Genomic DNA, 22,002 nt, shown 5'->3' with positions numbered 1-22,002 from the left:
CCGCAAAGACGTGCGCACCATTTTGCCACGCATGAAAATCGCAGTGTTCAGCACGAAGCAGTACGACCAGAAGTTCCTTCTCGCCGCCAATGGCGCTGGGGAGCATGAGTTCAACTTCTTTGAGGAGAAGCTTAACTCCAATACCGTCTTCCTAGCCCAGGGGCACGATGCGATCTGCTGCTTCGTTAATGACATCCTGACCGCCCATGTGCTGGATCAGCTCAAGGCACTGGGGATCAAGTTCATCGCGCTGCGTTGCGCGGGTTTCAACCAGGTCGACATCCGCCATGCGGATTCCATCGGCATCAAGGTCACGCACGTCCCAGCCTACTCGCCCTTTGCGGTGGCGGAGTTTGCGCTCACGCTGATTCTCGCGCTGAACCGCAAGATTCACCGCGCCTACAATCGCGTGCGCGACGGCAATTTCTCCATCGAGGGACTGCAGGGCTTTGACCTCAATGGCTGCACAATCGGTCTCGTCGGCACGGGCAAGATCGGCCGTGTGATGGCGCAGATCCTTTCCGGATTCGGCGTGCGCGTGCTCGGCTACGACGTGTTTCCCAACAAGGAATTCGGCGCGATGGGCAAGTATGTCGATCTGGACACGCTCTTTGCCGAGTCCAACATCGTGAGCCTGCACTGCCCGCTCACCCCGGACACGTACCACATCATCGACCAGCACAGCATCGCCAAGATGAAGCGCGGCGTGATGATCATCAACACGAGCCGTGGCGCTCTTGTCGATGCTCCGGCGGTGATCGAGGGTCTCAAGAGCGGCCAGATCGGCTATCTCGGTCTCGACGTATACGAGCAGGAGGCGGATGTCTTTTACGAAAACCTCTCCGAGGAGATCATTCAGGATGACGTCCTCCAGCGTCTTGTGGCCTTTCCCAACGTTCTCGTGACTTCGCACCAGGCGTATTTCACAGACACGGCACTTAAGAATATCGCCCAGACCACGCTCGACAACGTGGCCGCCTTCGCCAACGGCGAGGAGTTGAAGAACGCCGTGACGATCGAGATGCTCCACTAAAGGGGCTTCTCTAAGACAAACGCTCCGCCAGCCGGTCGGCGAGCGGAGCGTTTGGGAATGCGGTTGGTTGGCCTCTGGCTTAGTAGAACCGGGCGGGTTGTCCGGTGGACTCGAGCACGGAGAGCCAGATGTCGCCCTTGGGATCGACCTGTTTGCGGGCCGAGGTGACAAGACTGATCGGCAGGTGCACGTAGGTACTGTGCCAGCGGCCCACGACGATGCCGGTCTTGCCTGCCATGGCGGCGTGCACGGCAGCCTGGCCGAGACGCATGCAGTAGATGCGGTCCTGAGGCGAGGCGGGCACGCTGCGGATCATGTAGCTCGGGTCGATGTACTTGAGCGTCAGCTCGGTCTCGCGGCTGCGGAAATACTCCTCGATTTTCCCCTTCAGGAAGACACCGATGTCGCCGAGCTTCTTGTTGCCCGACGCATCCGCACCGCCGGGACCGGTCATGAGGTGTTCCCCCGCGCCCTCGGCCACGATGATCACGGAATGGCCGCGGCGCATGACGCGCTCGTAGAGGTTGGCCAAAACGCCATGTTCTCCGTCGAGCTCGAACGGGACCTCGGGAATGAGGACGCAGTTCACATCGCCGCTGGCGATGGAGGCGGAGCAGGCAATAAAGCCGGAGTGGCGGCCCATGAGGCGGACGAGGCCGACGCCATTGCGGGCGCTGCGGGCCTCGGTGTGCGCGGCATTGATGGCGGTGACCGCGGCGGCGCAGGCAGTTTCGTAGCCGAAACTCTTGTCCATGTAGATCATGTCGTTGTCGATGGTCTTGGGCACACCGACAACGGCAAGCTCCATGCCGCGGCGAATCGCTTCCTGTTCAATTGCGAGCGCTCCGCGCTGGGAGCCATCGCCTCCGATGACGTACAGGATATTGACGCCGAGATCGGAGAGATAATCCACCATCTTCGCCGGGTCTTGCGGACCGCGTGAAGAGCCGAGCCGCGTCCCACCAAAGGAGTGGATGTTGCTGACGGACTCGGGGGTGAGGTTGTACGGCTGGTGGCCGTAGGATTCCACGAGACCTTCAAACCCGTAGCGGATGCCGAAGATGCGGCGCACGCCGTAGCGGTAGAAGGATTGGTTGACGATGGCACGAATGACGTCATTCAACCCGGGACACAGGCCGCCGCAGGTGACGATGGCCCCAGTGGTCTTTCTCGGGTGGAAGTAGATCTTGCGTCGCGGTCCGGCTACTTCAAAGCAGGCGGGTTCCGCGCCATTGAGGTTCTTCAGATGGCTCAGCGAGTGGTCCACCAGCACGCGCGAATCGTCTGAGAAAAACGCGTGTTCGTATCCCATCTCGCCGAACTGGATTTCCAGAGGCGAAACGATCGTTCGCTCGCCCAGGTTTCTGACTGTCAGGTCGGCAGGCGTGAGTTCTTTCATGAAAATTCTATCCCCTTGTGCGATGGCACCCTTCGAGGACGAAAAAATAATCGGAACGGGAAGGTCGGGCGAGCGAATTATTACATTCGCTCAGGGCACTGTATTCCCATCAGCCCGAGACCATGCCTCAGGATGCGGGCAGTGAGGTCGCAAAGGGCTAAGCGGGAGGAACGTACAGGCTCCTCGGACTTCAGCACGGGGCAGGCTTCGTAGAAGCCATGGAACGTGATCGCGAGCTCGTAGAGATAGTTCGCCAGGAGGTTCGGGCGGAAATCCTCCAACACGAGTGGGAGGATCTCGGCAAACTGGCCGAGTTTGATCGCGAGGGCGCGCTCGGCGTCCTCGTTCACGCTGATCGTGGCCGAGGCGGGATCGAAGGGCGCTTCCAGCTTGCGGAAAATGGAGCGAATGCGCACGTAGGCATTCTGGAGATACGGCGCGGTATTGCCCTGGAAGGAGAGCATTTTCTCCCACGAGAACACGTAGTCCGTCATGCGGTGCTGAGAGAGTTCGGTGTATTTCACCGCTCCCAGGCCGATGGTGCGGGCGATGGCGGCGCGATCCTCAGCGGGAAGGTCGGGATTTTTTTCCGCTACGACGGCGGTGGCGCGCTCGATGGCTTCGTTCAGCACGTCATCGAGGCCCACGCTTTCTCCGGCGCGGGTGCGCATGATCTTGCGGTCCTCGCCAAGGATGCTGCCAAAGGCGATGTGCTTTAGCTCGGCACTGACGCCCATGCGCTGGGCTGCGAGGAAGATCTGCTGGAAATGGAGAGCCTGGGGAGCGCCGACGACGTACCAGATGGCATCGGGGTTCCAATGCTTCACACGGTACTCGATGGTGGCGAGATCGGTGGTGGCGTAGAGGAAGCCGCCGTCGGCCTTGCGTACGATGGCGGGCTTTTCGGCCAGCTCCGGGATGTCGCGGAAGAAAATGCAGAGAGCGCCTTCGCTGACCTCGGCGATGCCGTCCTTTTCGAGGCGTTCGCAGAGCGGGGCGAGGGCGTCGTTGTAGGCGCTTTCGCCGAGGACCGCGTCGAAATGGATGTCGAGCAGGCCGTAGATTTTTTCAAACTCGGCCCAGGAGAGCTTCACGGTTTCCTGCCAGATGGCGAAATTCTCCGCGTCGCCCTGCTGGAGTTTCACGAGTTCCTCGCGAACGGTCTTCTTGAGCGCCTCGTCGTTTTCCTCGGCGGCGTTGACCTTGCGGTAGAGGCCGACCAGCGTGCCAATGGGATTGGCGGCGAGTTCCTCACGGTTGAGGAAATGCTTCCAGCCGTAGATGACCTTGCCAAATTGCGTACCCCAGTCGCCGATATGGTTGTCGGCGATGACCTCGTGGCCGAGGAAACGGGCGATGCGCACGAGTGTATCGCCGATGATCGTGCTGCGGATGTGGCCGACGTGCATCGGCTTGGCCACATTGGGCGAGCTGAAATCGACGACGATGCGGCGCGGTTGCCTCGAGTCCGACACGCCGAGGCGGTCGTCCTTCACAATTTCCTGCGCGCGGTCGGCGAGGAATTGCGGGAGGAGGCGGAAATTGATGAACCCGGCCCCGGCGATTTCCGGCGCGGCCGAGATGTCGTCGACGGCGAGGTGCTGGATGATCTCCGCAGCGACCTGGCGGGGATTCATGCGGCGCTGTTTGGCGAGGATCATGGCCGCGTTCGCCTGATAGTCGCCAAAACGGGCGTCGGCGGTGGGGGTGACTTCGGGAGTGATGTCGGAAAAGCCCGCGGCGTCGAGCGCCGACTTGAGCCGTTCCGCGAGGAGTTCGCGAACGGTGATCATGTGTTATCCGCGGGGAGAACGGTTTTCGAAAACCTGGAGAATCTGCTGAGCGTCCTTCGCCTTGCCCAACTCGTCGCGCACCGCCTTGTCGTTGAGAAATTTCGCGATGGCCGCCAAGGTGCGGAGGTGAGTCTGGAACTGATCGCGGGGAACGACAAAGAGCACGACAAAGAAGACCGGCTGGCCGTCGAGCGATTCAAACTCGATGCCAGTGGTCGACCGACCGAAGGACGCCACGACTTCACCGACTTTCTCCGATGAAGCATGCGGGATGGCTATGCCGAAGCCGATGCCGGTGCTCATGGTCTGCTCACGCTGCTTGATCGACTCGAGAACATGTTCCCGGTCATCGGCGCGTATGCGACCCGCTATCACCAGCCTGTCGACCAATTCAGCAATGGCCTCCCACCGTCCTTTGGCCTTCATTTCCGGCACGATTTGCTCGGCCGATAAAAGATTTGCCAACGTCATGTGCGAGCCGTGAGGCTACTGATCACCCCAAAGATGACAAGAGGGAAAAGCATTTCGCCGTCGTACGGAACGCAATGTTGCGTACGGAAATCCTTCAGTAAACCCATCATCCCTGCTGCGAACTGCTCAATCTGACGAGACACCGGTAGCGCCGGAAAACGAGTCCTGAAAGGTGCTCGCGCGGAACCCGGCCTGCCGCAGGGTGTGGCAGATCTCGTCCTTGCTCACGCTGTCGGCGCGGTAGGTGACGAGGGCGCCGCCGGTGACGAAGCGCACGGATTCAATACCCGAGATGCCGCGCAGAGCCGCTCCGGCCCTGGCTTCCTGCTCGGGATCGTGCAATTCGGGAATCATCAAGTCCAACTCATCGAAGCCGTGATGTTTCATAATGCTCGAAGCGATTGCTTTTCCATGTTTGCACCGGAAGTGGTGGAGGGAAAGGGATTTCCTGCGGGGAATCCCCGGATGATTTCATGGGGGATGAGGCGGTTTGACGGGCCTTCCATGGCTGGGGACGCAGGAATATTCGCGAGTCTCTGCGAGGGCGGGAGGTTTTTGCCGCTTGCTCGCTGGCGCATGGGATGCAACGTGTCTGGAATGATCGTACTCATACGTCATGGACGCACTGACTGGACGGACCTGCGTCTGCACACGGGTCGCAAAGACATGCCGCTGAACGAGGAAGGCCGCTCGGAGGCGAGGAAAGCGGCGTTCAAGCTGGAGGGTTTTTCGTTTCAGACGATCCTGAGCAGTCCACTCGCCCGGGCGCGGGAGACGGCGGAGATTTGCGGGTTTGGCCAGCGGCTCGTCACGGACAACGACCTGATGGAGTGGAACTACGGTGATTACGAAGGCCTGACGGTCGAGCAGATCCGGGAAAAGGAACCGGCATGGTCGCCCTGGACGCATGGGTATCCAGGTGGTGAAACGCATGAAGAAGTAGCCGACCGCGCCCGCCGGGTGCTCGAGCGCGTTCAGAACGAACCCGGCCCCGTCGCGATTTTTGCTCACGGGCATCTGCTGCGTACGCTGACTGCGTGCTATCTCGGTTTGCCGCCGGTTTTTGCCGCCCAGCTCATGCTCCAGACCGGGTGTATCTCGGTGTTGGACCGGGAGTTTGACCTGCCGGCAATCCGGCGCTGGAACCGCTAGGGATTGTAGGGCAGCGGCTTGGCCGACTTGAGGATTTCTTCGGGGCTCGGGAGCTCGTTCGGGCGCCGGTTGCCCCAGATGAGCTGCTGCGGGCGCGCCGCGAGGCTGCGGAGGAGGAAGCGTGTGTAGGTCGAGGTGATCTTGAGATTCTCGGCGGTCACGCGGAAATCCGAGAGGAGAGGCGTGATCTTGGTTTCTGTCGTGTTGATGAAGGTCGTGGCGCGGATGGTGAGCTTGTCGAGGGATACGCTGGCGCGCTCGAGATTCGTCACCGTGCGGGTGATACCATCGCGGTTCGTCGTGATCAATTGACGCGAATCGGTGAGGAGAGCGGAGGCGTCCTGCACGACGGGCTTGGCCGAGGTGATGAGGCCGCGCGCCTCGTCGAGGGCTTGCTGGGCGTTCTGAATGAAAGCCTGGAGGCGGTCGAAAAGATCGCTCGAGTCGCCGGGCGAACTCTTCAGGATGCCTGCGATGCCGTCGATGACGCCGTCCAGATTGCGGGTGAGACGGTCAAAGGTGACTGGGGTGATGCCCTGCAGGACAACCTTGTCGTCCAGCTCGGGACCGGAAGGATTGCCTCCCGAGATGAGGATGAACTTGTCCGCCAGTAGTGTATCGGCGGCCACGCTTACCTCGACATCGGCGGGCAAGGCGGGAACGCGGCGGTCAACGGCGAGGGAAAGCTCCACGACATTGCGCGGGTCGCCCGTGGCGATGCGTTCCTGCGGCGAGAGCATGCGAATGCCTGCGACACGTCCGGCGGGAGCTCCGGCGTAACGGACATTGGAGCTGACCTTGATGCCGGTGACATCGTGGAAATAAACCTTCAGGGTGCGGCCCGGTTGTGTAATCAGGCGACCGCTTAAAGCCATGGCAAGCGCGGCGAAAAGTGCCACGCTGCATGCGACCACCACCAATGCGACCGCCCAATCGCCGAAATTCTTGCTTTTCATGTTCCCACGAGTCGGCTTTGACGCCGTAATGTAGCTGTTCTCTATGCGTCCGGACTCGACGTATCAAGGCCTAACTCCGGAGACCGAGCTCCCATGACCGGGGAGCCGTGTCCGCGCGTCCGGCTCTCGCGCTGGAGACGCCTTCTCGTCGCCCTGGCGATCATGGCGCTCCTTGCTTTCGTGTTTCACCCGCTGCTGCTCGGCGTCGCACTGCGGGAGGGCCTGCGTCATGTCATCGGGATGGCTTGGTGGAAGATCACGATCGGCGAGGTGCAGGTCGCGGCGGGGCGCCCGGTCGTGCTTACCGATGTCCATATTTATGCCGATGACCCGAAACGCTCCGGCACGGATGTCCGAGTGCAGCGGCTCCAGGTGGATTTCTCCAATCTCTGGAGCGTCTGGAAAGGAAGGCAGCGGCTCATCGGGCTGGCCGAGATTCAGGGCATCCAGGGGAGCTTTGACCTGAGGCCGACGGCGCTGCCGCCCCCTCCGCACATTCCGGATCTGACGACGGAGGAACTACGCCTCCAGGCCGAGACCATCCTGAAGTTCCTCCCGCACGAGGTGCGTCTTCGCCAGGCGGATCTGACCTTTCTCGGTATCGACCAATCCTACCGGCTGATGAATGCGGCGGCGGATTTTCGCGAAGACCAGCCGGGAACCCTCACGGCAGAGTGGGCGGAGGTGAATGCCGGCGGCATCCATACCCGGATCGGTCCGCTGCATGCGGTGACGCAGTGGGGGCGAGGCACGGCGTCGCTCTCCGACTTCACCCTGCGCCCGGACATGAAGGTGAATCTTTTCGAAGCGCGGTTCACCCAGCTCGAGGGCATCACGCTGACGCTGGATGGGAATGCCTTTGGCGGAACGTTGAACGGGCAGATCACCTTTATCGGCTATCGCGGGCTTCCGGGCATCGATACCACCGTGACAGCGCGGAATGTCTCCCTCGCACCTCTTTGCGAACTCATGAACTTCGCTCCCGCTGCGACAGGGACACTGGCCGAGGGTGGGTATGCATTCCGGGGGATCCCCGAGCGGCCCTTCGAGGCGCGTTCGTCGACCCGCCTGCTGCTGAAGGACCTCGTGTGGCAGGGACGCTCATGCGACACACTGGAAGCCGCGGCGTCCTATGAAAACGAGGTGCTGCGGGTGAAGCGCTTCTCCATCGCGCGGCAGCAAAGCTCGCTGGAAGGCGAGGGTGAACTGACCACGACCGGTGGCCACTTCGACGCGGAGAAGGGAGACTTCCTGGTGAATCTCCGAGGTCGTGCGGAAGGCGGCGACCTGGCGGAGTGGCTTGGAGCGCCGCGCGAGGATGCGGCGGGCTGGGTGTCGATGCTCGGAGCGGTGTCGCGAAAGGCGGGCGTCCTCGATGGTTCCGCCAGCATCGAGACGGGCGAGGCGTCGTTTCGCGGCCTGATGGTCGACCGCTCGCGGGCTGAGGCGGTTTTCCGGGATGGAAAGGCCACGATCACCTCGCTGGAGATCCAGAGCGGGACGGATACGATTCGCGGCTCGGGCGAGGTGGCGTTGCAAAAGCCCTTTGCGTACTCCGGCACACTGCGGGCGGACCTGGGAGAGATCAGCCCGTTTCTGTCGCTCATTCCGGGATCGGAGGCCTCGGGGATATATTCCGGCGGCCTCACGGCGCAATGGGATGGCAGCGGGAGCGAGGCCGGGCACTCGGGGACTTTTGACATCGCACTGCGCGATCTCTTCACGGAAAAGACCGCGAGCGGATTGAATGGGAGGTTCGCCGGATCGTACTCGCCGACGGCGCTGAACCTCACGGCTTGCGAGCTTTCCTCCGGCCCCTTGCAACTCACGGCAGCGCTTTCATTCACGCCGGAGGGACTCGCGGTTTCCGGGCTCAAGCTCGTCTCGGGGGCAACTCCATTGGCCGGTGGAGAAATGTACCTGCCGGTTGACTATTCCTCCCTCGTGGCCCGCAAGCCGTTGGGTGACGCCCTGATCGCCGGTCGGGAGGTGGCGGCCAATGTGGCAACGGCGGGCGCACTCAGCATTTCCGATCTCGGGCGGCTCTGCGGTCAGGCGCTTCCTACGGAGGGCACGGTGGCGCTGAACCTGAAAGCCTCCGGCCTGCCCTCCGCCTTGGTGGTGGATGGATCGCTGCAAGGCCGCGACCTCGCCGTGCGCATGGAGGATCACACCAGCCCCCGCGCGAATTTCGACGCCACCCTGCGCGCAGCCAATGGCAAGGCTTCACTCGAGGGAATGCTGGCAACCCCCGGCTTCCCGTCGCTCACCATTTCGGCGCAGACTCCCTTTGGTTTCGTGCGCGGAGCGGATGGCAAGCTGGTCTGGGCAAATCCTGACGGCACCATCGCGGGAAATGTCTCCGTGCCGCGCACGGATGTGGGCGCGTTGCAGCCATTCTTTCCCCCGATGCGGCGGCTGACTGGAACGCTGACGGGTGGATTGACTCTATCCGGGACGCTTGCGAAGCCCAAGGTGGAAGGCATGATCGCGCTAGCGGGCGGCAGCTTCCAGATTTCCACCCGTGCTCCGATCATCGGGAATCTCAATGGCTCCATGCGCTTCGACTCGGACAGTGTAGCCGTCGAGCGCTTCACGGGCGACATGGCGGCGGGTCCGTTTCAGGTCACGGGAGGCGTCACGTTTTCCGATCCGAAGAATCTGAAATACGACATCGCATTCACCGGGCGAAAGATCCTCCTGGCTCGCGATGCCGGTCTGCGGCTGCGCGCCAATCTCGATATCCGTGCCCGGGGTGACAACTCGGGCGGTTCCGTCACGGGAGTGGTGAAGCTCGTTGATGGGCGGGTGTACAGGAAGCTGGAGATCACGCCGCTGCTGGTGCCATCGCCGGTGAACGGCCCGCTCTGGGTTCCGCCGGTGCTGGCGGGGCTAGCCCCGCCCCCATTTGCCGGCTGGACGGTGGACATCGGGATTTCCAACGAAACGCCATTCAAGATCGTTGGCAACATCGCATCGGGGGAAATCATTCCCGACCTGCGCATCGTTGGCACGCTGGGAAATCCCGTGCCCTCCGGGCGTGTGACGCTGAAGGATACGCGCGCGTACCTTCCCTTCAGTACGATGCAGATCCCGCAGGGCGAGATAACCTTCACGCCCGCCAGCCCGTGGGTGCCGATGCTGGACATTCACGCCACGGCGCAGGCGCTGGATTACACGGTGCAGGCGTATGCCTACGGTCCGCTGGATGAAAAGCATCTCATCCTGCGCTCCGAGCCGCCGCTGCCACAGGAGTCGATCGTGCTTTTGCTGACGACAGGCTTCGCGCCGGGTGCGTATGCCGGGGCGGGATTCGGCGAGGCCGCGGCGGGGCAGGGGGGGCTGCTGGTATTGCGCACGCTGCTACGGCAGATCGATGCGAAGGGCTTCGATGTCGAGTCGCTGGTCAATCGCCTCCAGATCAGTGCGGTGCCGCCGGTCGATCCGTACGACCGCGCAGGCATCCGCGGGCGGTTCGAGATCTGGCGGGGGATTTCCGTGATGAGCGAACGGGACAGCTACGGCTATTACAATGCCGGCGTTACCTACCAGCTGAGGTTCCGATGAGACGCGGGCTGGCACTCCTTTCTTTTCTCGTCTGGTGCGCGGTGGCGATGGCGCAGCAGGCGACGGAGTTTGTCTTTGAGGGAAACGAAACCTACACCCGTGCGCAGTTGATCAAGGCGTTGGGTCGCTACGAGATCGACCTTACGCCGCCGATCGAACCAACCACGGCGGACGACGCGGCGTATTTTTTGCGGGAGTTTCTATTCGAGCAGGGTTTGCCGGAGGCCGATGTGGAGTATCGCTTCGCTGGATCGACGGTGTTTTTCACCATTAGCGAGGGGCCCAAGTACCTGCTGGGAAAGATGACGTTTTCCGGCGGCGAGGCGATCACCGCCGAGCGGATGGAGGATATCTTCACGGCGGAAATGCGGCAGGCGACGCGGAACCCCTTTGGAGCGTTGCGCTATGTGCAGAGCGCGACCGAAAGCGCAGCGGACCGCATCCGGCAGGCGCTGGTGCAGGATGGTTTCCTAGGTGCAACGGTGCAGGTTAAGCCGGACTTTGTGGAGAGAATGGTGAATGTGGCCGTCACCGCGACGCCCGGCCCTCAGTCTGTCGTCGACCAGGCCGTGGTGGAGAGCTCCAGCGAGCTCCCGGAAAAAATTCACGAGATTGCGAGGCGGGCGCAAGGCGGTGTTTATCATCCGGGGCAGGAACTGACGATTCGTTCGCAGGTGCAGGATTATTTAAAAGCCAACGGGTACTTCAACGCGGTCGTGACCCAGCAGACCACCTTCGACTCAGCGACCGGGGGAGTACGCATCGTGATCGCGGTGCAACCGGGCGGCCAGTTTCGCCTGGGGACGATCGGAGTGACGGGCAACCGGCGCACGCTCACTACGGCCATCCTTCAGCGTCTCGGGGTGAAGGCCGGTGCAACCTATGATGCCGCGACGGTGGATGCCGGAATCCGGCGGCTTTGGTTTACGGGAGCCTTCTCCGATGTGGATGCCCGGCAGACGCCGACCTCCGATGGCACGGTCAACATGGTGGTGAAGGTGACGGAAACGGCGGCAAAGCAGCTCACCACCACGCTCGGGTATGGGCAGTGGCAACGCGGATTTGCCGATGCCACCTATACGGACCGCAATTTCCTCGGCACGCTCAACCGATTCTCGCTGCGCGGCAACATCTCGACCAAGAACTACGGCATCCAGGCCGCGCTCTCCGATCCGTTTTTCCTGCGCACGCCGGTCATCGCGACCGTGAGCGGATTTGCCCAGCGCGAGGAGACTCCGGCGTTCCAAGTGAGTCAATACGGAGGCGGTTTCAACGTGGAGCGGCAATATGACCAGAACAACCTTACAGGCTGGCGGGCGGGGTATCAGTGGAAGGCCGTGACCAATACCGTGATCTACGCCGATGAGGCGAACGATGTGCTCGACGACTACACCCTGGGCGCGGTGAGCTTTGAACAGACGCTCGACCGCCGCAACGATCTACTCTCGCCGACCAAGGGGTACTTCCTCAACTGGCAGGGCGATGTCGCGTCGCGCTATCTGGCTGGCGAGGTGTCGTTTCTCCGGCTATCCGTGCAGGCGACCTGGTACATTCCGTTCCGCAAAATCACGCCGGAGCGGCCTTTTGTTCCCTTTCTGATCCTGAACCACCGGGCCGGGCTGATGGTTCCCTACGACAACGACACCACGGCGCCCATTCCCGAGCGTTTTTTCCTTGGTGGACCGGATACCGTCCGGAGCTTCCAGCTTGATGGCCTCGGGCCGAAGGACCAGAACGGCTATCCGGTCGGCGGCATGGCCTACCTGCTCGGCAATGCGGAAATCCAGTGGCCCATCTGGCGCGCGCTGTACGTGGCGGGTTTTGTCGATGTAGGCAACCTTTCTCCCAGCCTGGAGTCGTTATCGTGGAGTTATACGCGAGTCGGGCCGGGGCTCGGAGCGCGGCTCTACACGCCCATCGGGGCGCTGCGCGTGGACTACGGGTACAACCTCATTCGCAAGGAGGGCGATCCGGTCGGCGCGTGGCAGTTCGGATTTGGCTTCACCTTTTGAGGATGATTCCCCTGTTGCTCCCGGCGGACCTCATGCGTAAGTAAAGGCATGAATCGCGTCGTCAGGATCGTCGTGGTACTGCTGGTCGTCTGGGCCGTGGCGGCGGGGGTCATGCTTTGGATGCGCGGGCTGAAACCCACTCCAGCCTCGCTGCAGGCCTACATCGAAAAGCATCCGCTGGCTTCGCTCTCCGAACCGGCGCGAGAGGATGTGATTCGCGGCGTGGCGGACCGGCTTAACCGGCTGAATTTCGACGAGCGGCAGGAATTGCGCCGCGGGGGATCGGATCGGAGGTTCTTCGAACAACTCACCCCGGAGGAGCGAAAGCAGTTCATCGAAATGACGATGCCCGAGGGTTTCCGCCAGTTCATGCTCGCCCTGAACAAGATGGACCCCGAGCGGCGCAAGCGCATCGTGAAGCGGGCGTTGGAGAATCTGGAAAAGGATAATCCCGAGATCAGCCAGCGCATGCAGGAGGATGAGGTGCGCAAGATCGTGAATCAGGGCATGAGCAGCTTTTACGAAGAGGCGAATGCCGACGTGAAACTCGACTTCGCCCCCGTGATCGAGCAACTCCAGCGCGCGGCGCAGCGGCCATGAGACGGCGGGCTTTCACGTTGATCGAGATGATGGTTGCGATCGGGATCATCGTGCTGCTGGCGGGATTGACCGTGCCGCTTTTCTCGATGGTGAAGGCAAGGGGCGAGTCGGCGAAATGTCTCGGCAATCTCCGCGGGCTGGGCGTGGCGCTGAGCGCCTACCTGGCCGAGCATGACTCGACCATGCCGGATCTGAAGGCCGGTCGAGCTTCTCGTAACGAAGACGTACCGGTGATCGACAACACGCTGAACTCCTACGTCGACGACCAGCGGGTTTTCGCCTGTCCCGCGGATCGCCGGTACTTTCGAGACACCGGCACGAGTTACTACTGGGACAGCGCGCTCAATGGCCAGAGGCTCGCGGCGTTGAATCTCTTCGGCATGGTATCGGATCTGGGCCGAATTCCCGTGCTGGTCGACAAGGAGGGCTGGCACACGTACTCGGATAACAAGGTGAACCACCTCTTCGCCGACGGCCACGCGACGAAGGAACTGCGGCTTTTTACGGAGTAACCCAGTGGTCCGGCTCGAACGTCTTTCCAAATCCTGGCGCGGGCGCAAGGCGCTCGATTCGCTCTCGCTCGAGATCGCAAAGGGCGAGATTTTCGGCCTGCTCGGGCACAACGGCGCGGGCAAGAGCACGACCTTCGGCATGATGCTCGGGCATGTGCATCCCGACGAGGGCGATGCCTTTATCGCCGGGCACTCGGTGACGCAGGACCGCCCGCGCGCGCTGGAAAAGGTCGGGGCGATTTTTGAGACGCCGTCGTTCTACGATTACATGAGCGGCTGGCAGAACCTGCGGTTCTTCGTTTCGCTGAGCGGAGCGGTAAGCCGGGAGCGCATGCAGGATGTGCTGCGGCTGGTGGGCTTGGAGAAACGCATAAATGATCCCGTGCGCACCTATAGCCACGGCATGCGGCAGCGGCTCGCCCTCGCGCAGGCCTTGCTGCCCGATCCCGATTTTATCCTGCTCGATGAACCGACCGAGGGACTCGATCCGCAGGGCATTCGCGAAATGCGCGAGATGATCCTGCGGCTGCGCGACGAACATGGGCTGACGATCCTGCTTTCCTCGCACCTGCTTTCGGAGGTTGAGCAGCTGTGCGATCGCGTCGCCATCCTCCACCAGGGGCGGTTGATGTATTGCGGCAACTGGCGTGATGCACGACCGGAGTGGGAACTGGAAGTCGATGCGTGGGATGCGGCGGACCGTGTTCTTGCGGCGCTCAAGGTCGTTCGCACGGATTCCCACGTGGCATTGCCAGACGGGCTGGAGATCGCGGATGTGGTCGATGCGCTGGTGCGCGGCGGCGTGCGGGTGAGCCGGGTGCAACCGTTCGAGCGCACACTGGAAAGTTTTTACCTGGAGCGTACGACAGGATGAATCTCTTCTGGCTCCAACTGCGCGGGGAAACCCGCAAGCTCTTCGCCCGCAAGCGGACGTTTATCGGTTTCGGCGCGTTTCTCGTTTTTGAAATCGTCGTGCTCTTCCTGCTGCGGCTGCCGCCGGTGCAAAGGTCGCTCTCAGGCGCGATCGAGCGGATGGGGTACGACCCGACGCAATATCTCTCCGGTCTCACGCTGGGCCTGCTCATCGTGGCGTGGACGGTGTTTCTACTCGAGGCGCTGTTTCTGGCGCTGGTCGCGGGCGATGTGGTTAGCAAGGAAGTCGAGGACGGTACGCTGCGCATGATGCTGTGCCGCCCGATCTCCCGCACGCGCATCCTGACGGTCAAGGTGATCGTGACGTTGCTGTACACGATCGTGCTGACGCTCTTCGTGGGGCTCACCGCACTGGGAGTGGGTTTGCTGAACAGTGGCCCGGGAGGCTTGTTCGTGATCGATCCTCCGGCGGGCATCTTTGCCTTTCACGATTTCTGGCCGGGGCTGGCGCGTTACGCGATTGCGCTGCCATTGCTGGCGCTGAGCCTGTGCACGGTGACGCTACTGGCCTTCTGCCTGTCGTGCTTCAACATGAAACCGGCGGCGGCGACGATCATCACGCTGTCGCTGCTCTTTGCCGATGTGATCGTGCGGAGCGTTCCGTTCTTTGAAGGCATCCGTGGATGGTTTCTGACCACCAAGATGTCGGCCTGGATCCAGGTCTTCCAGGCGCGGGTGCCATGGGAGACGATGGTGGAGAGCTACGTGTTTCTCTTTGCCATCAATGTCACGCTCTTCATCATCGGCTGGGCGGTCTTTGAGCGACGGGACTTCAAGTCGTGACAACAGGCGCTCCGCCCCGCTAGAGATTTTCCGATGAAGAGCATGACCGGCCACGGACGCGGAGAGACCGCCGCCAAGGGGGTGCGTGCTGTCGTGGAGTGTTTCTCCGTCAATCGCAAACAAGCCGAGGTTTCGCTGGCTGCCGGCCGCGAACTCGCCTGGCTGGAGCCGCATGTGCGCGAGGAGGTCCTCAAGCGCGTCTCGCGTGGCAAGGTGCAGGTATCGGTGGCGATCGAAACGACAGACGATTCCGTCCACGGACTCATTGACCGCAGCCGCGCCGCGGCATTTTTGAAAGAAGCAAAGGCTTTGCAGAAACATCTCGGCCTTACCGGCGAGATCAGCCTGGAGACCGTGCTGGCCGCGCCAGGCGTGATCCGTGCCGGTGATCCGTCGGAGCGCGACGTGCTGCCCGCCGTGAAGAAGGCGCTCGGGCTTTCGCTCGACGCTCTGTTGGAGATGAGAGTGCGCGAGGGCTCGCATCTGCAAAAGGATCTGGCGAAATCGCTCACCCGCATGGCCGCGATGGTGAAGCGCGTTCGCACGCTCGCGCCCAATGTGCCGAAGCGCCAGCGCGAGAATCTGCTGCGCCGCCTGGAGTCCGCGCAGTTGCCCATCGACGTGATGGAGCCGAGGCTCGCCACGGAGATAGCCGTCTTTGCCGAACGCTGCGACATCGCGGAGGAACTGACGCGGCTCGACAGCCATATCGCGCAATTTCGCGATGCGTTGAAATCCGACGCCCCTGTCGGCCGCACGCTGGAGTTTCTCGCTCAGGAGATGGGGCGCGAGTGGAATACGACCGGCTCCAAGGCCAACGACTCGGAAATCTCACGTGTGGTCGTGGACGCAAAAGCCGAGCTTGATAGAATACGCGAACAACTTGCCAACATTGAATAGCACCTTCCAACGCACCGGCGTCCTGTTCGTTCTCTCCGCTCCGTCCGGAGGAGGAAAAACCACGCTCTGCGCCGGCCTGCGCGCCAACCAGGACTTCGTGTATTCCGTCTCCTGCACCACGCGCGCGCCGCGTCCCGGCGAGCGTGATGGCGAGCACTACCACTTTCTTTCCCAGGAGGAATTCACCCGCCGCGTGGAGGCGGAGGAGTTCCTGGAATACGCCGAGGTGCATGGCCGCTGCTACGGCACGCTGAAGAGCACGGTGATAGAGAACCTGCGCAAGGGCGTCGATGTGTTGATCGACGTCGACATCGCGGGCGCGGCTTCCATTCGCGGATGCGGCGACAAGTTCATCACCGATTCGCTCGCCGATGTTTTTGTGATGCCTCCCAGCGTGGAGGAACTCCGCCAGCGCCTGGAGCGGCGCGGCACCGAGGCACCGGAGCAGATCGCCCTGCGCGTGCGCAATGCCGTGGCCGAGATGGAGCGCTGGTACGAGTACAAATACACCATCCTCAGCCGGACGCCTCCCGAGGATGTGGAGAGCTTCCGTGCCATCATGCAGGCGGAGCGCCAGCTCACCCGCCGCTACGTCAATACGCCATGAAAACGATCGTTCTCGGTGTCTGCGGTTCCATCGCAGCCTACAAGGCGGCGGATATCACCAGCCGCCTCACGCGCGACGGATGCAGCGTACATGTCGTGATGACCGGGAACGCCACGCAATTCATCGGCGCGATGACCTTTCAGACGCTATCGCGCAATCCCGTGACGACCGGCGTCTTTGATGAAAAGGAGTCCTGGAGACCGACGCACATTGATCTCGCGGACCGCGCGGATCTTTTCCTCATCGCTCCAGCGACAGCCAATGTCCTCGCGAAACTTGCGAACGGCATTGCGGATGATGCGCTCACCTCCATCTCGCTCGCCACGCGCGCACCGTTTCTCATCGCTCCCGCGATGAACGGAAAGATGTGGCTGCATCCTGCGACGCAGAAGAATGTCGCGACTCTGCGCGAGCGCGGAGCCGAGTTTATCGGTCCGGAAGAGGGAATGTTAGCCTGCGGATATGAAGGAGTTGGACGACTCTGGCCGACGGACGAAATCGTCGCGAAGGCTCATGAAATCTTGCTCCGCGGTCCACAGGGCGAAATTGCGTGAATAAATTGGCGCGCAAAAATCAAGAGAAAATCGAGAAAATTTCGTTGACGAGAGAGAAACGGCGACTTATTCACAGCGCATAGTGAGTTATTCACATGCTTTTCACAATCTTTCGCCGTTGCGAATGGAAAGGGGGGAAATTTGATGCCAGTTGCTAAGAAACCCGCAGCCAAGAAGGCTCCCGCGAAAAAAGCTCCTGCCAAGAAGGCCGCTCCGGCCAAGAAGGCAGCAGTCGCGAAGAAGCCCGCAGCCAAGAAGACCGTCGCAGCTAAAAAGCCCGCCGTTAAGAAAGCGGTCGCTAAGAAGCCGGTGGCCAAGAAGGCCGCAGCAGTCAAGAAGCCGGTCGCCAAGAAGACCGTTGCCAAGAAGCCAGTCGCCAAAAAAGCGACCAAGAAATAAACTGGTTGTTCGCGGCCGCGAACGACTCAACTTGATTTGGGAGAGGCCGAAAGGCTTCTCCCAAATTTTTTGCCCGGATGGCGCGGGGGACTTTGTTGCCAGGTCCGGGAGCGAAAATCTTTTTGCCCCCGGTCGCGCCTCCCTCTAAAACCGAACCCGTGTCCGACTATCTCACACCAGCTATCGAAGCCGCGCAGGCGGCGGGCGGCCTTTTGCGCGCCGCCTTTGAGCGTCCCCTCACTGTAGACGCCAACGAGGCGCACGACATCAAGCTGGAGCTCGATCGCCGCAGCCAGGCGCTGATCGAGTCGCTGCTGCTTTCGCGTTTCCCCGATCATGCCATCCTCGGTGAGGAAGGCGTGCGCGGCGAGGCCGGGAGCGAGTACGAGTGGATCATCGATCCCATCGATGGCACGGTGAATTTCTTTTACGGCATCCCGCACTTTGCCGTCTCCATCGCGCTGCGCCGCAAGGGGCAGATCATCGCGGGTGTGATCTACGATCCGATGCGCGACGACCTCTGGGCGGTGGATGAAAGCTCTCCCGCCACCCTGAATGGCCAGCCCATTCAGGTGAGCCAGCGGAAGGAGCTCTCCGAGGCTGTGGTCTCGGTGGGCGTGGCGAAGACCTCCGAGTCGATCGACCGCGGACTCCCGCTCTTTGAGCGCATGGCACGTTCTGCCAAGAAGTGCCGTATGATGGGCAGCGCATCTCTCGACATTGCCTATGTGGCCTGTGGACGTCTCGACGCCTATATCGAAAGCCAGATCAGTATCTGGGACATCGCCGCCGGACTGCTCCTCGTCGAAAAGGCGGGCGGCATTGTGACCCTCACCCCACACGAGACGGTGAAGGAGAAATACGGCATCGTCGCGTACAGCGGAAAACTCGACCTGGGACTCTGAGATGTTTGCGACCGGCATCGGCTACGACGTGCATTGCCTGGTGGAGGGGCGTCCCCTCGTGCTGGGCGGCGTGACCTTTGATTACCCGCTCGGGCTCGAGGGGCATTCCGATGCCGACGTGCTGTGCCATGCCATCGCCGATGCCATCCTCGGCGCGGCGGGCGAGCCCGACATCGGGCATCTTTTCCCCAATACGGATGAGTCGATACGGGGAATCAGCAGCCTGGAGATCCTGCGGCGTGTGCGCGCGGTGTTGGACGAGCGCGGGCATGTGCTGAATACCATCGACTCGACCCTCATCGCCGAGGCGCCCAAGATCGGGCCGCATCTCATGGCCATGAAGGAAAACATCGCCGGGGCGCTGGGCCTGCCTCCCGGTCATGTGGGCATCAAGGCCACGACCAATGAAAAACTGGGATTCCTCGGGCGCGGGGAAGGGATAGCCGCCATGGCGGTCGCCGCCATCGAACGTCAATGAGCATTCGCCTTTTCAATACTCTCACCAGAGAGATCGAGGACTTTCAGCCGGCGGACCCGAACCGCGTGCGCATGTACACCTGCGGCCCGACGGTTTACAACTACGCGCACATCGGCAACTTCCGCGCCTACGTCTTTGAGGACCTGCTCCAGCGTCACCTGGAGTTTCGCGGGTTCACGATCGATCGCGTGATGAACCTCACCGACGTGGATGACAAGACCATCCGCGGGTGCCGCCATGCCGGGGTGCCGCTGGGTGAGTTCACCCGGGAGTACAAGCAGGCGTTCTTCCAGGATCTCGATGCGCTGCGAATCAAGCGCGCATCGCACTATCCCGAGGCTACGGCGTCGAATCACATCGCGCGGATGATCGAGATGATCTCCGACCTCGTGAAAAAGGGCCACGCCTATCGCGCGGAGGACGGGTCGGTGTACTTCCGCATCCGTACCTTCCCAAACTACGGCAAGCTGGCGCACTTCAATCTCGACGAACTCCAACCCTCCGGCCGCGTGGCCAGCGACGAGTACGAGAAGGAGCAGATCGGCGACTTCGCACTGTGGAAGGCGTGGGACGAAGCCGATGGCGATGTCTTCTGGGAAAGCCCCTGGGGACGCGGACGCCCAGGCTGGCACATCGAGTGCAGCGCGATGGCGACGGCGATCCTCGGCGCGAGCCTCGATATTCACTGCGGTGGCGAGGACAACATCTTCCCGCACCATGAAGCGGAGATCGCGCAGAGCGAGAGCGTGACGGGCGAGCCCTTCGTCCGCTACTGGCTGCACTGCAAACACCTCCTCGTCGATGGCCGCAAGATGGCCAAGAGCGAGGGAAATTTTTTCACCCTCCGCGACCTCCAGGCCAAGGGCTGGACTGGCCGGGAGGTGCGCTACGTGCTGCTTTCCGTGAAGTATCGCGAGCAGTTGAATTTCACCTTCGAGAGCCTTGAGGCTGCCCGCAAATCGCTGGCCCGCTTCGACGAGTGGAGCCGCCGGTTGCAGGAAACCGCCTCGACCACGCCGGAGCCGCTGCCTGAGAGCCTCGACCCCGAGCGATTCGGTGCGGCCCTGGACGATGATCTGAACATCTCGGCTGCGCTGGGCGCGTTATTTGAGCTTATCCGCGAGTCCAATCGCCTGCTCGATGCCGGGCAGCTCACGCCGGGACAGGCGCGGTCGCTTCTCGCCTGGCGCGAGCGCATCGACTCGGTGCTGAATTTCTCTGCCGACGACGAGGGTGTTCCCGCCGAGGTGCAGTCGCTGGTCGATCAGCGTGCCGAAGCCCGTGTGAAGAAGGAATGGGCGCTCAGCGATGTGCTGCGCGACCAGATCCTCGCCCTCGGCTGGCAGGTGAAGGACACAAAGGACGGCCAGAAAGTCTCCCGCAAGGGGTAGAGCGATCCATCGCGCCGATGGAGCCGGGAGTTTTTCCGCTTCCGGTCGGGCGCGGTGTCGCGCATAGTGCGTCGATGTTCGAGCCAGACCGTTTTCTCGATCTCACCCGTACGGAACACAGGGTGATCTTCGAGAACGTGGAGGCAGTGTGGCAGGCCCTCCCGAAAATCTCCGCGTACCTGCAATTTCGCCTCAAGCCCGGCATCTATGGCAAGCTGATCGGCAAGCCGTTCATCAGCAACGCGGTCTTCATCGGGCGCGGCACCGTCATCGAGCATGGCGCCATGATCAAGGGGCCGGCCTGGATCGGCGAGGGATGCGAGATCCGCAACGGCTGCTACATTCGCGAAAACGTCATCATCGGCAATGGCGTGGTGGCGGGCAACTCGTGCGAGTTCAAGAACTGTCTCGTCTTCGACGAAGCGCAGGTGCCGCATTACAACTACGTCGGAGACTCCATCCTCGGCTACAAGGCGCACCTTGGCGCGGGCGTGATCCTTTCCAACGTGAAGCTCGACAAACGCGAGGTGTCGCTCGTTGGTCCTGAGGGAAAGCCGGTGTCAACGGGACTGCGGAAATTCGGCGCCATCGTCGGCGATGAAGCCGAGGTGGGCTGCAATAGTGTGCTTTCGCCCGGTTCCATCATCGGTCGCCGGTCGATTCTCTATCCTGGCATCCAATGGCGCGGCGTGCTGGGCGAAAACCAGATCGCCAAGGTCCGCCAGCCGGTCGACATCGTCCCGCGCCGCGACTGACGCGGGACTATCGACAGGGCGATTAGTTGCCCTGATTGGTGAACGCACCCCGCGAGGGAGTTGATCCGCGGTGACAGAGGAGGACTCCACGCCATTTTCATGGCCGGCTTGTGCCAGCCACTGCTACTTCAAGGAGGGAATGATCACTCGCACGAGCACGACCAAGATCGAGTTTGAGCCGTGAGCAGGACGGGTTTCCTGGTGGTATGGGGAGTGGGATATCGGGGGGAGATTCAGTCTTTCCAGTCCACCTTTTTGGACAGGGTGGAAGGGTTGCAGTATTCCTGCTTGAGTTGACCGTCCACATAGATGCGGGTCCAGATGCCGACCACGCGGTCCGAAGCCTTGTTGCTTGCGCCATTCGCCCACACCCAGTTGCCGTCGAGTTGATGGGTCGTGAGCTGAAATGGTTCGGTACTGACGACCAGAGATCCATTGGGATCGACCTTGTCAAACTTCTGGGAACCCTTGTGAGATTGCAAAAGGCCATCGTCCTTTGATCCTTCCTGCTGGTCCTGATAGACGATATTGTATTTTACCTCGACGTTGGAGAGAGGCTTGAATGAGCGGCTCTTGACGTCGATACGGTACCGGATCTCGCGCGAGGTGACTGTCATGTTGCCGGAGTCACGACCGCGGTCCTGACTGAGCTTTTCGCGTGTGGTCGAGATGTCAAAATCCTGAAGCCCTGCGAGGGCGGAGGTGAGTGCAAAAGGAAGGCAGAAGGTAGCAAGGATGAGTGCTTTGATCACGCGCGCCGAGCGTGCAAATTCCCGCTTTCGACTGTCCAGAGGAAAGCTCT

22 protein-coding genes are annotated in these 22,002 nt (G+C 61.7%); 16 read left to right on the top strand and 6 right to left on the bottom strand.

The features are described from left to right. The first annotated feature begins 31 nt into the window (after positions 1-31). On the top strand, positions 32-1,033 hold the full coding sequence (locus tag TSACC_RS17050) for a 2-hydroxyacid dehydrogenase (RefSeq protein WP_075080418.1): 1,002 nt from the start codon (positions 32-34) through the stop codon (positions 1,031-1,033). 79 nt (positions 1,034-1,112) lie between these two features. Here TSACC_RS17050 and TSACC_RS17045 read toward each other — a convergent pair whose 3' ends face one another. The 4 genes from TSACC_RS17045 to TSACC_RS17030 all read right to left on the bottom strand — a co-directional run bounded on the left by TSACC_RS17045 (position 1,113) and on the right by TSACC_RS17030 (position 5,083). Beyond that, on the bottom strand, positions 1,113-2,432 hold the full coding sequence (locus TSACC_RS17045) for an ATP-dependent 6-phosphofructokinase (protein WP_075080417.1): 1,320 nt from the start codon (positions 2,430-2,432) through the stop codon (positions 1,113-1,115). Between the two features lie 80 nt (positions 2,433-2,512). Continuing rightward, positions 2,513-4,225: an arginine--tRNA ligase gene (gene argS / locus TSACC_RS17040; RefSeq protein WP_075080416.1), complete on the bottom strand. Its 1,713-nt coding sequence runs from the start codon at positions 4,223-4,225 to the stop codon at positions 2,513-2,515. Positions 4,226-4,228: 3 nt separating this feature from the next. Next, positions 4,229-4,696, bottom strand: coding sequence for a PTS sugar transporter subunit IIA (locus TSACC_RS17035; protein ID WP_075080415.1), 468 nt, complete (start codon positions 4,694-4,696; stop codon positions 4,229-4,231). 126 nt (positions 4,697-4,822) lie between these two features. Then, positions 4,823-5,083, bottom strand: coding sequence for a heavy-metal-associated domain-containing protein (locus TSACC_RS17030; RefSeq protein ID WP_075080414.1), 261 nt, complete (start codon positions 5,081-5,083; stop codon positions 4,823-4,825). Between the two features lie 210 nt (positions 5,084-5,293). On the opposite strand from TSACC_RS17030, the gene TSACC_RS17025 reads away from it, so the two are divergent. Continuing rightward, positions 5,294-5,848 (top strand): histidine phosphatase family protein, encoded by a 555-nt coding sequence (locus TSACC_RS17025; protein ID WP_075080799.1) that lies wholly within the window; start codon positions 5,294-5,296, stop codon positions 5,846-5,848. Here the strand turns inward: TSACC_RS17025 and TSACC_RS17020 are convergent. Further along, the gene (locus tag TSACC_RS17020) at positions 5,845-6,804 is read right to left on the bottom strand and encodes an MlaD family protein (RefSeq protein WP_075080413.1); all 960 of its coding nucleotides are present in this window, start codon (positions 6,802-6,804) and stop codon (positions 5,845-5,847) included. The two genes, TSACC_RS17025 and TSACC_RS17020, sit on opposite strands and share 4 nt — an antisense overlap. A gap of 93 nt (positions 6,805-6,897) precedes the next feature. Here TSACC_RS17020 and TSACC_RS17015 point away from each other — a divergent pair, with 93 nt between their 5' ends. From TSACC_RS17015 to TSACC_RS16950, 14 genes are all read left to right on the top strand, one after another. Further along, positions 6,898-10,371: a translocation/assembly module TamB domain-containing protein gene (locus TSACC_RS17015; protein WP_075080412.1), complete on the top strand. Its 3,474-nt coding sequence runs from the start codon at positions 6,898-6,900 to the stop codon at positions 10,369-10,371. Next, on the top strand, positions 10,368-12,383 hold the full coding sequence (locus TSACC_RS17010; protein ID WP_075080411.1) for a BamA/OMP85 family outer membrane protein: 2,016 nt from the start codon (positions 10,368-10,370) through the stop codon (positions 12,381-12,383). The genes TSACC_RS17015 and TSACC_RS17010 overlap by 4 nt, the downstream gene beginning before the upstream one ends. 48 nt (positions 12,384-12,431) lie before the next feature. Continuing rightward, entirely contained in the window at positions 12,432-12,983 is a 552-nt protein-coding gene (locus TSACC_RS17005) for a magnesium transporter (protein WP_075080410.1), read from the top strand. Further along, entirely contained in the window at positions 12,980-13,495 is a 516-nt protein-coding gene (locus TSACC_RS17000; RefSeq protein ID WP_075080409.1) for a type II secretion system protein, read from the top strand. The genes TSACC_RS17005 and TSACC_RS17000 overlap by 4 nt, the downstream gene beginning before the upstream one ends. A 4-nt stretch (positions 13,496-13,499) precedes the next feature. Continuing rightward, on the top strand, positions 13,500-14,369 hold the full coding sequence (locus TSACC_RS16995) for an ABC transporter ATP-binding protein (RefSeq protein WP_075080408.1): 870 nt from the start codon (positions 13,500-13,502) through the stop codon (positions 14,367-14,369). Continuing rightward, entirely contained in the window at positions 14,366-15,211 is an 846-nt protein-coding gene (locus TSACC_RS16990) for an ABC transporter permease (protein WP_075080407.1), read from the top strand. Before TSACC_RS16995 ends, TSACC_RS16990 begins: the two co-directional genes overlap by 4 nt. A gap of 33 nt (positions 15,212-15,244) precedes the next feature. Then, positions 15,245-16,111, top strand: coding sequence for a YicC/YloC family endoribonuclease (locus tag TSACC_RS16985; RefSeq protein WP_075080406.1), 867 nt, complete (start codon positions 15,245-15,247; stop codon positions 16,109-16,111). After that, a complete protein-coding gene (gene gmk / locus TSACC_RS16980; protein WP_075080405.1) occupies positions 16,104-16,718 on the top strand; it encodes a guanylate kinase in 615 nt (204 codons plus the stop codon). The genes TSACC_RS16985 and gmk overlap by 8 nt, the downstream gene beginning before the upstream one ends. Continuing rightward, positions 16,715-17,272, top strand: coding sequence for a flavoprotein (locus TSACC_RS16975; protein ID WP_075080404.1), 558 nt, complete (start codon positions 16,715-16,717; stop codon positions 17,270-17,272). Before gmk ends, TSACC_RS16975 begins: the two co-directional genes overlap by 4 nt. Positions 17,273-17,416: 144 nt before the next feature. Beyond that, complete coding sequence (locus TSACC_RS16970) at positions 17,417-17,671, top strand: hypothetical protein (RefSeq protein WP_075080403.1); 255 nt, start codon at positions 17,417-17,419, stop codon at positions 17,669-17,671. Between the two features lie 158 nt (positions 17,672-17,829). Beyond that, a complete protein-coding gene (locus TSACC_RS16965) occupies positions 17,830-18,576 on the top strand; it encodes an inositol monophosphatase family protein (RefSeq protein ID WP_075080798.1) in 747 nt (248 codons plus the stop codon). A 1-nt stretch (position 18,577) separates the two neighbouring features. Continuing rightward, the gene (ispF, locus tag TSACC_RS16960) at positions 18,578-19,054 is read left to right on the top strand and encodes a 2-C-methyl-D-erythritol 2,4-cyclodiphosphate synthase (RefSeq protein ID WP_075080402.1); all 477 of its coding nucleotides are present in this window, start codon (positions 18,578-18,580) and stop codon (positions 19,052-19,054) included. Further along, a complete protein-coding gene (cysS, locus tag TSACC_RS16955; RefSeq protein ID WP_075080401.1) occupies positions 19,051-20,445 on the top strand; it encodes a cysteine--tRNA ligase in 1,395 nt (464 codons plus the stop codon). The genes ispF and cysS overlap by 4 nt, the downstream gene beginning before the upstream one ends. A gap of 74 nt (positions 20,446-20,519) precedes the next feature. Further along, positions 20,520-21,200 (top strand): LbetaH domain-containing protein, encoded by a 681-nt coding sequence (locus TSACC_RS16950; RefSeq protein WP_075080797.1) that lies wholly within the window; start codon positions 20,520-20,522, stop codon positions 21,198-21,200. A gap of 233 nt (positions 21,201-21,433) precedes the next feature. Here TSACC_RS16950 and TSACC_RS16945 read toward each other — a convergent pair whose 3' ends face one another. Continuing rightward, positions 21,434-21,952: a hypothetical protein gene (locus tag TSACC_RS16945; protein ID WP_075080400.1), complete on the bottom strand. Its 519-nt coding sequence runs from the start codon at positions 21,950-21,952 to the stop codon at positions 21,434-21,436. Positions 21,953-22,002 lie beyond the last annotated feature (50 nt).

The sequence above is a fragment of the Terrimicrobium sacchariphilum genome (assembly GCF_001613545.1).
Taxonomy (GTDB): domain Bacteria; phylum Verrucomicrobiota; class Verrucomicrobiia; order Chthoniobacterales; family Terrimicrobiaceae; genus Terrimicrobium; species Terrimicrobium sacchariphilum.
Note: the sequence above shows the minus strand (reverse complement) of the source record. Positions and strands in the feature narration are given on the sequence as shown.